Here is a 12,013-nt window from a genome sequence, read left to right on the forward strand (position 1 = left end):
ATCAATATGGACCTTTTGTCGTGTTTGCCGACCCGGGAGTCAGTTTTGTTTCACTACACGAATAACGTTATCCACAACGAGCCACGAGGTGCGCTATGACTGCGACAGCATCGGCAGCACCGCAAAATAAATCGCTCGAGTGGATGAACCGCCTGCGCGCGAACCCTAAAATCCCGTTGATCGTGGCAGGCGCTGCCGCTATTGCGATTCTCGTGGCGATGGTCCTGTGGGCAAAAAGCCCGGACTATCGCACCCTTTATAGTAACCTGTCCGATCAGGACGGCGGGGCTATCGTCACCCAACTGACCCAAATGAACATCCCTTATCGCTTCGCCGATAACGGTGGTGCCCTGGAAGTTCCTGCGGACAAAGTCCACGAACTGCGTTTACGTCTGGCCCAGCAAGGTCTGCCGAAAGGTGGCGCCGTCGGTTTCGAACTGCTGGATCAGGAAAAGTTCGGTATCAGCCAGTTCAGCGAGCAGATCAACTACCAGCGTGCGCTGGAGGGTGAGCTGGCCCGCACCATCGAAACGCTCGGCCCGGTTAAAACTGCCCGTGTACACCTGGCGATGCCAAAACCGTCCCTCTTCGTGCGTGAGCAAAAATCGCCGACCGCCTCGGTAACCGCCACTCTCGAACCCGGCCGAGCGCTGGACGAAGGACAGATCAGCGCCATTACCCATCTGGTCTCCAGCGCCGTAGCCGGTCTGCCGCCGGGTAACGTGACCGTGGTCGATCAGGGTGGCCATCTGCTGACCCAGTCCAATACCAGCAGCCGTGACCTGAACGACGCCCAACTGAAGTATGCAACCGACGTGGAAGGCCGCGTCCAGCGCCGTATCGAAGCGATCCTCGGTCCTATCGTTGGCACCGGCAACGTCCACGCGCAGGTTACTGCACAGATCGATTTTGCCAATAAAGAGCAGACGGAAGAGCAGTACAGCCCGAACGGCGATGCGGCTCAGGCAGTGATGCGTTCCCGTCAGCTGAACACCACCGAGCAGATCGGCGGCCAGAATCCGGGCGGCGTACCGGGTGCGCTCTCGAATACCCCTGCCCCGGCTAACGCGGCACCGATTTCGACGCCTCCGGCGAATCAGCAGAACGGTCAGCAGAATAATGCACAGCAGACCACCTCGACGGCGGCCAGTACGGGTCCACGTAACTCCAGCCGTAACGAGACCACCAACTACGAAGTCGACCGTACCATTCGCCACACCAAAATGAACGTGGGCGATGTACAGCGTCTCTCCGTTGCCGTGGTGGTGAACTACAAAACGCTGCCGGACGGGAAACCGCTGCCGCTGACCACCGATCAGATGAAGCAGATCGAAGACCTGACTCGCGAAGCCATGGGCTACTCCGAGAAACGCGGTGACACCCTGAACGTAGTGAACTCTCCGTTCACGGCGACCGACGAAACGGGTGGCGAGCTGCCGTTCTGGCAACAGCAGTCGTTTATCGATCAGCTGATGTCTGCAGGCCGCTGGTTACTGGTACTGATTGTGGCGTGGCTGCTGTGGCGTAAAGGTATTCGTCCACAGCTCAACCGTCGCGCAGAGCAGCTGAAAGCCGCACAAGAAAGCATGAATTCGCGTCAGGAAACGGAAGATGCCGTTGAAGTTCGCCTGAGCAAAGACGAGCAGATGCAGCAACGCCGTGCCAACCAGCGCATGGGCGCTGAGGTCATGAGCCAGCGTATTCGCGAAATGTCCGATAACGATCCACGCGTCGTCGCGCTGGTGATTCGCCAGTGGATGGGTAACGAAGATGAGTAATCTAAGCGGTAAAGATAAAAGCGTCATCCTGCTGATGACCATCGGTGAAGACCGTGCGGCTGAGGTGTTCAAACACCTCTCCCAGCGTGAAGTGCAGTTGCTCAGTGCGGCGATGGCGAACGTGCGTCAGATCTCTAACAAACAGCTGACGGAAGTGCTGGCGGAGTTTGAGCAGGAAGCAGAACAGTTTGCTGCCCTCAACGTCAACGCCAACGACTACCTGCGTTCCGTCCTGGTCAAAGCCCTGGGCGAGGAGCGTGCTGCCAGCCTGCTGGAAGACATTCTCGAGACGCGCGATACCGCCAGCGGCATCGAAACGCTCAACTTTATGGAGCCGCAGAGCGCCGCCGACCTGATTCGCGACGAGCACCCGCAGATTATCGCCACCATTCTGGTCCACCTCAAACGGGGTCAGGCGGCAGATATTCTGGCCCTGTTCGACGAGCGTCTGCGTCACGACGTGATGCTGCGTATCGCCACCTTCGGGGGTGTCCAGCCGGCCGCGCTGGCGGAACTGACCGAAGTGCTGAACAGCCTGCTCGACGGCCAGAACCTCAAGCGCAGCAAAATGGGCGGCGTGAGAACTGCAGCGGAAATCATCAACCTGATGAAAACCCAGCAGGAAGAAGCCGTTATTACCGCCGTTCGCGAATTCGACGGCGAGCTGGCCCAGAAAATTATCGACGAGATGTTCCTGTTCGAAAACCTGGTCGAGGTCGACGATCGCAGCGTTCAGCGCCTGCTCCAGGAAGTGGATTCCGAATCCCTGCTTATCGCCCTCAAAGGTGCCGAGCAGCCGCTGCGCGAGAAATTCCTGCGCAACATGTCCCAGCGTGCGGCGGATATCCTGCGCGACGACCTTGCCAACCGTGGCCCGGTTCGTCTGTCTCAGGTGGAAAACGAGCAGAAAGCGATCCTGCTTATCGTTCGTCGTCTGGCCGAAACCGGCGAGATGGTGATTGGCAGCGGAGACGATGCGTATGTCTAAGGAGCTGCCGTGGAAGCGCTGGACTCCTGACGATCTGGCCCCTCCGATGACGGAGTTTATGCCCGCGCTGGCCCCTTCCCTCACGGAAGAGCCAGACGAAGAGGCGCCAGAGCTGAGCGAAGAAGAGCAGCGGGCGCAGATGCTGGCGCAGCTGCAAATGCAGGCGCATGAGCAAGGCTATAACGCCGGTCTGAGCGAAGGTCGCCATCAGGGCCACCAGCAGGGCTATGAAGAAGGCAAAGCACAGGGCCTGGAGCAAGGTCTTGAGCAGTCTCGCCAGCAGCAGGCGCCGATCCATGCGCGGATGCAACAGCTGGTGAGCGAATTTCAGAATACCCTCGACGCGCTGGATAGCGTGATCGCCTCGCGCCTGATGCAGATGGCGCTGGAAGCGGCACGTCAGGTGATTGGTCATACGCCGGTGGTAGATAACTCGGCGCTGATAAAACAGATCCAGGGTCTGCTCCAGCAGGAGCCGCTGTTCAGCGGTAAACCTCAGCTGCGCGTACACCCTGACGATCTCCAGCGAGTCGAAGAGATGCTGGGCGCGACGCTGAGCCTGCACGGCTGGCGTCTGCGCGGCGATCCGTCGCTACATCACGGCGGCTGCAAAGTCTCTGCCGACGAAGGCGATCTGGATGCCAGCGTCGCCACGCGCTGGCAGGAACTGTGCCGCCTGGCTGCACCGGGAGTTGTCTGATGACCGCCCGTCTCACGCGCTGGCTCAACACGCTCGACAATTTTGAAACCAAGATGGCGCAACTGCCATCGGTTCGTCGTTACGGGCGTCTGACCCGCGCAACCGGGCTGGTTCTGGAAGCCACCGGCTTGCAGTTGCCTCTCGGCGCGACCTGCGTGATTGAACGTCAGGACGCCAATGAAACGCGCGAAGTGGAAAGCGAAGTCGTCGGTTTTAATGGCCAGCGACTGTTTTTGATGCCGCTGGAAGAGGTGGAAGGCATTCTGCCCGGCGCGCGCGTGTATGCGAAAAATAATGCTGGCGACGGGCTGCACAGCGGTAAGCAATTGCCGCTCGGTCCGGCGCTGTTAGGCCGTGTCCTCGATGGCGCAGGTAAACCGCTCGACGGCCTGCCTGCTCCGGATACCACCGAAACCGGTGCGCTGATCACCCAGCCGTTTAACCCGCTGCAACGTACCGCCATTGAACACGTGCTGGATACGGGCGTGCGCCCGATCAACGCCTTGCTTACCGTCGGTCGCGGCCAGCGTATGGGCCTGTTCGCCGGTTCCGGCGTCGGTAAATCGGTGCTGCTCGGGATGATGGCGCGCTACACCCAGGCCGACGTGATTGTCGTCGGGCTGATTGGCGAGCGTGGCCGCGAAGTAAAAGATTTTATCGAGAACATTCTCGGTGCTGAAGGCCGCGCACGTTCCGTGGTCATCGCCGCACCGGCAGATGTCTCTCCGCTGCTGCGTATGCAGGGCGCGGCGTACGCCACCCGTATTGCCGAGGATTTCCGCGATCGCGGCCAGCACGTGCTGCTGATTATGGACTCCCTCACCCGCTACGCGATGGCGCAGCGTGAGATCGCGCTGGCGATCGGCGAACCACCGGCGACCAAAGGCTATCCGCCTTCGGTGTTTGCCAAACTGCCTGCGCTGGTTGAACGCGCGGGTAACGGCATTAGCGGCGGCGGCTCGGTGACGGCGTTTTACACGGTTCTGACCGAAGGCGACGACCAGCAGGACCCGATTGCCGACTCGGCGCGTGCGATCCTCGACGGTCACATCGTGCTCTCGCGTCGTCTGGCCGAAGCGGGCCACTATCCGGCGATTGATATTGAAGCGTCGATCAGCCGTGCGATGACCGCGCTGATCAGCGAAAAACATTACGCCCGCGTGCGTAACTTTAAACAACTGCTCTCAAGCTTCCAGCGCAACCGCGATCTGGTGAGCGTGGGGGCATATGCCAAAGGCAGCGACCCGATGCTGGACAAGGCGATTACGCTTTGGCCGCAACTGGAAGCGTTCTTGCAACAAGGTATTTTTGAACGCGCCGACTGGGAAGACTCAATCCAGGCTCTGGAACTGATATTCCCGCAGGTGTAACACAGGTGGAGGGCGAAGATCATGGCGCAAAACAGCGCATTAGCTACGCTAAAAGATCTGGCTGAAAAAGAAGTTGATGATGCCGCACTGCAGCTTGGCGCAATGCGACGCGGATATCAGCAGGCTGAAGAACAGTTGACGATGTTAATCGACTATCAGCATGAATATCGCACCAACCTCAATACCGATATGACACAGGGCATTGGCAGCCAGCGCTGGATTAACTATCAGCAGTTTATTCAGACGCTGGAAAAGGCGATCGAGCAGCATCGCCAGCAGTTGTCCCAGTGGGACCAGAAAGTCGATAAGGCACTGAATTTCTGGCGAGAGAAAAAGCAGCGGCTCCAGGCCTGGACTACGTTACAGGACCGACAAACCGCCGCCACCCTGCTTGCCGAGAACCGCCTTGATCAGAAAAAAATGGATGAGTTTGCCCAGCGCGCATCAACGAGGAAACCGGAATGATCACACTGCAACAACTGCTGATGACCGACACTGACCTGTCCGGCGGTACGCAGACTGGAAAAGGCGCAGAAGGCGCGCAAGATTTTCTCTCCCTGCTGGCGGGTGCGTTAAGCGACACCGCAGGCCAGGGCAAAGACGCGCCCATTACGCTGGCGTCCCTGAAAGCCGCCACCAGCAAGCTGTCGAAAGAGGCGATCCTTAAGGACGGCGATAGCGCTCTCCAGACGAAACTCGCCACTCTGCTGGCACGTCAGGATCAGCTCGTGGCCGATGACACGGCGCAGGACGCTCCTCTGCAAACGCTGGTGTCCGGGTTAATTCCTGCCACTCACGGCGATGCGCTGAAAGCGCTGACGGCGAACGCGAACGCGCAAAAAGATGACCTCAAAACAGATCTGAACGACGAAGAGCTGGCCGGGCTGAGCGCGCTGATGGCGATGTTACCGCATCAGCAAACGGCGACGGCGGCCGTTGCCCAGGCCGTTGAGACCCATACAGTGGCAACGCAGCCGACGGCGGCGCAGCCTGCTTCAGGACGCGGTTCACTGATGGATGTCGCTGATTTTTCGCTTCGCGGTAAAACTCAGGCAAACAGTGCCGATGCAGACAGCCCCCCTCTTCCAGCCAGCGCGCAGCCGTTAACACCGGCAGCCGCAGCCTCTGCCGCGAAGCAGGAAGTCGCGAGTGCCGGTTCGGCGACGGCGCCAACCTCCACGCTTGCGCCAATTCTCGCCAGCAATATTACCGCCCCACCTGCCGCAGCCGCCGCTCCCGCGCCGGTTATCAGCCAGCCGCTGGGGACACACGAATGGCAGCAGGCCGTCAGTCAGCACGTCACGCTATTCACGAAACAAGGTCAGCAAAGCGCTGAACTGCGACTGCATCCAGAAGATCTGGGACAAGTGCAAATTTCGCTTAAACTTGAAGATAACCAGGCACAGTTGCAGATGGTTTCAGCCCACAGCAACGTGCGTGCGGCGCTGGAAGCAGCGCTGCCTATGCTGCGCACGCAGCTGGCGGAGAACGGCATTCAGCTGTCGCAAAGCAACATCAGCAGTGAGAGCTTTGCCGGTCAGCAGCAGTCCTCTTCCCAGCAGCAACAGCAGGCTTCGCGCTCTGGTCAGCAGGGTGGATTTAACGACGACAACGATGAATTGCTGGTCACGCCTGCTGCACTGCAGTCCGCAGCACGTGGAAATGGCGCCGTAGACATCTTTGCCTAAACGCCAGAGGTAACGTGATTATCCCCGTCTTTTCCACGCTTTGACCAAAGCAGGACACGGGATAATCACTGTATTAGCTGTACCGAAACAGGATGCTCGAATCAGATGACTGACTCCGCTATCACCAAAAAAAGCAAGCGCTCCATCTGGGTCCCGCTGCTGGTGTTAATTACGCTCGCCGCTTGTGCGACCGCTGGCTATAGTTACTGGCGTTCACAGCAGGCGCCGTCAGCCGCTGCCGTTGCCGAACCCCCGCCGCCTCCGGCCCCGGTCTTTTTCGCACTGGATACGTTCACCGTTAACCTCGGTGATGCGGATCGCGTGCTGTACGTCGGCATTACCCTGCGCCTGAAAGATGACGCAACTCGCACCCGTCTGAGCGAATACCTGCCAGAAGTGCGCAGCCGCCTGTTACTGCTTTTCTCTCGTCAGGACGCCTCCGGGCTTGCCACCGATGACGGGAAGCAAAAGCTGGTCGAGGCCATCAAACAAACGCTGGCAGCGCCACTGGTAGCAGGTCAACCTAAGCAGGAAGTCACTGACGTTCTGTACACAGCATTTATCCTGCGGTAAAGACATGGGCGATAGTATTCTTTCTCAAGCGGAAATCGATGCGCTGCTCAATGGCGACAGCGATAAGAGCGATGAACCACTACCGGGACTGGGCGGCGAACCTGATATTCGCCCCTATGACCCGAATACCCAGCGTCGCGTGGTGCGCGAGCGCCTGCAGGCGCTGGAGATCATCAACGAACGTTTTGCGCGTCAGTTCCGTATGGGGCTGTTTAACCTGTTGCGTCGTAGCCCGGACATCACCGTCGGGGCGATTCGCATTCAGCCGTATCATGAGTTTGCCCGCAACCTGCCGGTGCCAACCAACCTTAACCTTATCCACCTGAAACCACTGCGTGGCACCGGGCTGTTCGTGTTTTCACCGAGCCTGGTCTTTATCGCGGTGGATAACCTGTTTGGTGGTGACGGTCGTTTCCCGACGAAGGTCGAAGGGCGCGAATTTACCCATACCGAGCAGCGTGTCATTAACCGCATGCTGAAGCTGGCGCTGGAATCCTACAGCGACGCATGGAAAGCGATTAACCCGCTGGAAGTGGAGTACGTGCGTTCGGAGATGCAGGTCAAATTCACCAACATCACCACGTCGCCGAACGATATCGTCGTCAATACGCCGTTCCACGTCGAAATCGGCAACCTGACCGGCGAATTTAATATTTGTCTGCCCTTCAGCATGATTGAACCTCTGCGTGAAGTGCTGGTAAACCCACCGCTGGAAAACTCGCGCAATGAAGATCAGAACTGGCGCGAGAATCTGGTGCGTCAGGTTCAGCACTCACAGCTTGAACTGGTGGCGAGCTTTGCGGATATCCCGCTGCGCCTGTCCCAGATCCTGAAATTACAACCCGGCGACGTTCTGCCGATAGAAAAACCCGACCGCATAATTGCCCATGTGGATGGCGTACCGGTATTGACCAGTCAGTACGGCACCGTTAACGGTCAATACGCGCTACGCGTTGAGCACTTGATCAATCCGATATTGAATTCGCTGAATGAGGAACAGCCCAAATGAGTGACATAAACAATCCGTCCGATGAAAACAGCGGAGCACTGGACGATCTGTGGGCTGATGCGTTAAACGAGCAACAGGCAACCCCGAGCAAAAGCGCGGCGGACGCAGTCTTTCAGCAGATAGGCGGCGGCGACGTCAGCGGTACGCTGCAGGATATCGATCTGATTATGGATATCCCGGTCAAGCTGACCGTGGAGCTGGGCCGTAGCCGTATGACCATCAAAGAGCTGCTGCGCCTGACGCAGGGTTCCGTGGTGGCGCTGGAAGGGCTTGCCGGTGAGCCGCTGGATATTCTGATCAACGGCTATCTGATTGCACAGGGCGAAGTGGTGGTGGTAGCCGATAAATACGGCGTGCGTATCACCGACATCATCACCCCATCCGAACGTATGCGTCGTCTGAGCCGTTAAGCATGAAAACTGAGGCAACGGTATCACAGCCCTCTGCGGTTCCCGGCTCGCCGCTGCTCCAGGTGAGCGGCGCGCTGTTCGGTATTATTGCCTTTATTTTGATCGTCGCGTGGCTGGCTAAACGTTTTGGCCTGGCGGGTAAAACCGCCCACGCGCGCGGTCTTAAAGTGAGCGCCAGTACGTCGCTCGGCCCGCGCGAGCGCGTGGTGATCGTTGAAGTAGAAGATGCGCGCCTGGTATTGGGCGTGACGGCATCACAAATTACTGTGCTGCATAAACTGCCTCCTGCGCCGGAAACGGTGCCAGAGAACGCAGAGAGTCCAGCGGATTTTCAGTCCGTTATGAAGAGTTTGCTTAAGCGTTCCGGGAGATCCTGATGCGCCGTTTGTTGTCCCTTACGCTGGCAGGCATCGCCCTGTTTACTCCCGCGGTCTATGCCCAATTACCCGGTCTGATTTCGACCCCCATTGCCGGTGGAGGTCAAAGCTGGTCCCTGCCGGTTCAGACGCTGGTGTTTATCACCGCCCTGACCTTTATCCCGGCCGTTCTACTGATGATGACCAGCTTCACCCGTATCATTATCGTCTTTGGTTTGCTGCGAAATGCGCTGGGTACGCCCTCCGCGCCGCCGAACCAGGTGCTGCTCGGATTAGCCCTGTTTCTGACCTTTTTTATTATGTCGCCGGTGATCGACAAGATATATGCCGACGCCTATCAGCCGTTCAGTGAAGACAAAATTTCCATGCAGGTGGCGCTCGAAAAAGGCGCTCAGCCGCTGCGAGAATTTATGCTGCGCCAGACCCGTGAAGCGGATTTAGCGTTGTTTGCTCGCCTGGCGAACACCGGCCCGATTCAGGGACCTGAAGCGGTGCCAATGCGCATTCTGCTGCCGGCTTACGTGACCAGCGAGCTGAAAACCGCGTTCCAGATTGGCTTCACCATTTTTATCCCGTTCCTGATTATCGACCTGGTGATCGCCAGCGTGCTGATGGCGCTCGGGATGATGATGGTCCCCCCCGCCACCATTGCCCTGCCCTTTAAGATCATGCTCTTTGTGCTGGTCGACGGCTGGCAACTGCTGGTCGGATCGCTGGCGCAGAGTTTCTACAGTTGAGGCACGCCGAATGACACCCGAATCGGTCATGATGATGGGCACGGAGGCGATGAAAGTCGCCATTTCCGTGGCCGCCCCTCTGCTGCTGGTGGCGCTGGTCACCGGTCTGGTCATCAGTATTTTGCAGGCCGCGACGCAAATTAACGAAATGACGCTCTCCTTCATCCCGAAGATCATCGCGGTTTTCGTGGCGATTATCATCGCCGGGCCGTGGATGTTAAACCTGTTGCTCGACTACATGCGCAACCTGTTTACTAACCTGCCGTACATCATCGGCTGATCGACTGAATGCTACATTTCACCAGCGACCAGTTTATACAGTGGCTCGGACTCTATTTCTGGCCGCTGCTGCGCGTGATGGCGCTGATCATGACCGCCCCTGTGCTGAGCGAAAAATCGATCCCTAAGCGCGTCAAAATTGGGCTGGGGATGCTGATTACCTTTGTGATTGCCCCTAATCTGCCGCCGGTCAACGTCGCGATTTTCTCCCCGCAGGCCGTCTGGCTTGCGCTACAGCAGGTGCTGATTGGCGTGGCGATTGGCTTTACCATGCAACTGGCGTTTGCGGCCATCCGTACCGCCGGTGAGCTGATCGGCCTGCAGATGGGCCTGTCCTTCGCCACGTTCATTGACCCGGGTAGCCACCTCAACATGCCGGTGCTGGCGCGTATCATCGATATGCTGGCGCTACTGCTGTTCTTAACCTTCAATGGCCACCTGTGGCTGATTTCGATGCTGGTGGATACCTTCCACACGCTGCCGATCGGTGGAAACCCGGTGAACAGCAATGCGTTTATGGCGCTGGTCCGTGCGGCCGGGCTGATTTTCCTCAACGGCCTGATGCTGGCGCTGCCGGTCATTACGCTTCTCCTGACCGTTAACCTCGCGCTCGGGTTACTGAACCGTATGGCGCCGCAGCTGTCGGTATTTGTCATTGGCTTCCCGATCACCTTAACCGTCGGTCTGATATTGATGGGCTTGTTAATGCCACTTATCGCCCCCTTCTGTGAACATTTATTTGGCGAACTGTTTAATCTTCTGGCCGATATTGTTCACGAGCTACCCAAGAATATTAATCCTTGATGTTTATATTGTCTCTCTAAGGATATTCTTAAAATAAAACATGAAAAACATCTACCAGGATATATCTGGTGCGGTTTATTTGTTTTTATGCCCTTCACATTACTCAACATTTACTTTACTTTAAGATGATTCCTGGCAAATTATACGTAACTTTACGGGATAGTGAGTTCGCCTGAAAGTCTTTGTATTGCTCACAGGTTTATACCTTTTATTCCATCCCGTATGGCTGTTTATGAGCTCTCAGGCAGATGGTGAATTATCGTTACGCATTGAGTGAGGGTATGCCATGTCAACGATCATTATGGATTTATGCAGTTACACCCGGCTAGGGCTAACCGGGTATCTGACCAGCAGAGGGGTTAAAAAGCGAGACATCAACGATGTTCATGATGTTGGCGAACTTGCAGCCGCTTGTGATACTTACAAGCCTGGCGTGGTGTTTATTAATGAGGACTGTTTCATTCACGATCCAGCCAACAGTCAGCACATTAAGCAGATCATTAATCAACATCCTAAAACCCTGTTTATTGTTTTTATGGCCATTGCAAATATCCATTTCGATGAATATTTGCTAGTGCGTAAAAACCTATTAATCAGTTCTAAATCAATTAAGCCCGAGTCGCTGGATGACATTTTGGGTGATTATTTGAATAAAGAGACAAAGAGTGTAGCTGAGTTTAACTTACCCACGTTATCATTAAGCCGTACTGAATCGAGTATGCTGAGAATGTGGATGGCGGGACAAGGCACAATTCAAATCTCTGACCAGATGAATATCAAAGCAAAAACGGTATCGTCACATAAGGGTAATATTAAAAGGAAAATAAAAACGCATAATAAACAGGTCATCTATCATGTTGTTCGTCTGACAGATAATGTGACTAACGGTATTTTTGTCAATATGCGCTGATAATTTCACTCTTCACACATATCAATCTCTGGCCTGGCCAGAGATTTTTCGTTTTTGGGCCGGGCGAGTTCTCCTCACCCGACACCGTCTTACTCAGATTCTGCTTTTTCCACAAAGATCCCGTCAGAGTGGCCAATCTCGTTAAAGAACCAGATGCCGAGCGGGTAATCTTCCAGCGACACCAGATACATGATGCCTTCGTTGAACTGTTCCACTGCCAGTACTACGCCTGGGCGGCGCGGTCCGCCGTCCGTCTTGACGGTGACCCGATCGTTGACCTTCATAAAATCCTCCTGTGGTTTTGAGCCAGTGTAGAACAAAACGCAGCAACTGGCAGCGGTTGCAAGAGTGAATGGCGCTTTTGTGGGCAGTCTATACTTAACGCTGGGA

The 12,013-nt window shown here is 56.5% G+C and carries 15 protein-coding genes; 14 read left to right on the forward strand and 1 reads right to left on the reverse strand.

The annotated features are described in order from the left end of the window. Positions 1 to 95: 95 nt before the first annotated feature. The 14 genes from fliF to rcsA all read left to right on the forward strand — a co-directional run bounded on the left by fliF (position 96) and on the right by rcsA (position 11,623). On the forward strand, positions 96 to 1,778 hold the full coding sequence (gene fliF, locus F153LOC_RS12520; RefSeq protein WP_100779699.1) for a flagellar basal-body MS-ring/collar protein FliF: 1,683 nt from the start codon (positions 96 to 98) through the stop codon (positions 1,776 to 1,778). Then, entirely contained in the window at positions 1,771 to 2,766 is a 996-nt protein-coding gene (fliG, locus tag F153LOC_RS12525; protein WP_100779698.1) for a flagellar motor switch protein FliG, read from the forward strand. The genes fliF and fliG overlap by 8 nt, the downstream gene beginning before the upstream one ends. Beyond that, a complete protein-coding gene (gene fliH / locus F153LOC_RS12530) occupies positions 2,759 to 3,466 on the forward strand; it encodes a flagellar assembly protein FliH (protein WP_100779697.1) in 708 nt (235 codons plus the stop codon). The genes fliG and fliH overlap by 8 nt, the downstream gene beginning before the upstream one ends. Continuing rightward, positions 3,466 to 4,836: a flagellar protein export ATPase FliI gene (gene fliI / locus F153LOC_RS12535; RefSeq protein ID WP_100779696.1), complete on the forward strand. Its 1,371-nt coding sequence runs from the start codon at positions 3,466 to 3,468 to the stop codon at positions 4,834 to 4,836. Before fliH ends, fliI begins: the two co-directional genes overlap by 1 nt. 21 nt (positions 4,837 to 4,857) lie before the next feature. After that, positions 4,858 to 5,301: a flagellar export protein FliJ gene (gene fliJ, locus F153LOC_RS12540; RefSeq protein ID WP_100779695.1), complete on the forward strand. Its 444-nt coding sequence runs from the start codon at positions 4,858 to 4,860 to the stop codon at positions 5,299 to 5,301. Next, positions 5,298 to 6,524, forward strand: coding sequence for a flagellar hook length control protein FliK (gene fliK, locus F153LOC_RS12545; protein WP_102104031.1), 1,227 nt, complete (start codon positions 5,298 to 5,300; stop codon positions 6,522 to 6,524). Before fliJ ends, fliK begins: the two co-directional genes overlap by 4 nt. Before the next feature lie 105 nt (positions 6,525 to 6,629). Next, the gene (fliL, locus tag F153LOC_RS12550; RefSeq protein WP_100779693.1) at positions 6,630 to 7,097 is read left to right on the forward strand and encodes a flagellar basal body-associated protein FliL; all 468 of its coding nucleotides are present in this window, start codon (positions 6,630 to 6,632) and stop codon (positions 7,095 to 7,097) included. 4 nt (positions 7,098 to 7,101) lie between these two features. Then, positions 7,102 to 8,106, forward strand: a complete 1,005-nt coding sequence (gene fliM / locus F153LOC_RS12555) for a flagellar motor switch protein FliM (RefSeq protein WP_100779692.1) — start codon at positions 7,102 to 7,104, stop codon at positions 8,104 to 8,106. Further along, the gene (gene fliN, locus F153LOC_RS12560) at positions 8,103 to 8,516 is read left to right on the forward strand and encodes a flagellar motor switch protein FliN (protein ID WP_100779691.1); all 414 of its coding nucleotides are present in this window, start codon (positions 8,103 to 8,105) and stop codon (positions 8,514 to 8,516) included. The genes fliM and fliN overlap by 4 nt, the downstream gene beginning before the upstream one ends. Before the next feature lie 2 nt (positions 8,517 to 8,518). Next, positions 8,519 to 8,893 carry a flagellar biosynthetic protein FliO gene (gene fliO, locus F153LOC_RS12565; protein ID WP_100779690.1) on the forward strand — a complete coding sequence of 125 codons (375 nt, stop codon included), beginning with the start codon at positions 8,519 to 8,521 and terminating at the stop codon, positions 8,891 to 8,893. Beyond that, positions 8,893 to 9,630, forward strand: coding sequence for a flagellar type III secretion system pore protein FliP (gene fliP / locus F153LOC_RS12570; protein ID WP_100779689.1), 738 nt, complete (start codon positions 8,893 to 8,895; stop codon positions 9,628 to 9,630). The genes fliO and fliP overlap by 1 nt, the downstream gene beginning before the upstream one ends. A gap of 10 nt (positions 9,631 to 9,640) precedes the next feature. After that, positions 9,641 to 9,910 (forward strand): flagellar biosynthesis protein FliQ, encoded by a 270-nt coding sequence (gene fliQ, locus F153LOC_RS12575; RefSeq protein ID WP_039032550.1) that lies wholly within the window; start codon positions 9,641 to 9,643, stop codon positions 9,908 to 9,910. A gap of 8 nt (positions 9,911 to 9,918) precedes the next feature. Next, positions 9,919 to 10,713, forward strand: a complete 795-nt coding sequence (fliR, locus tag F153LOC_RS12580) for a flagellar biosynthetic protein FliR (protein WP_100779688.1) — start codon at positions 9,919 to 9,921, stop codon at positions 10,711 to 10,713. 286 nt (positions 10,714 to 10,999) lie between these two features. Continuing rightward, positions 11,000 to 11,623, forward strand: coding sequence for a transcriptional regulator RcsA (rcsA, locus tag F153LOC_RS12585; protein ID WP_100779687.1), 624 nt, complete (start codon positions 11,000 to 11,002; stop codon positions 11,621 to 11,623). Positions 11,624 to 11,712: 89 nt separating this feature from the next. On the opposite strand, the gene dsrB is transcribed toward rcsA, so the two are convergent. Beyond that, a complete protein-coding gene (gene dsrB / locus F153LOC_RS12590; RefSeq protein WP_181826524.1) occupies positions 11,713 to 11,907 on the reverse strand; it encodes a protein DsrB in 195 nt (64 codons plus the stop codon). Positions 11,908 to 12,013 lie beyond the last annotated feature (106 nt).

The sequence above is a fragment of the Lelliottia sp. F153 genome (assembly GCF_002870005.1).
GTDB classification, from domain to species: Bacteria; Pseudomonadota; Gammaproteobacteria; order Enterobacterales; family Enterobacteriaceae; genus Enterobacter; species Enterobacter nimipressuralis.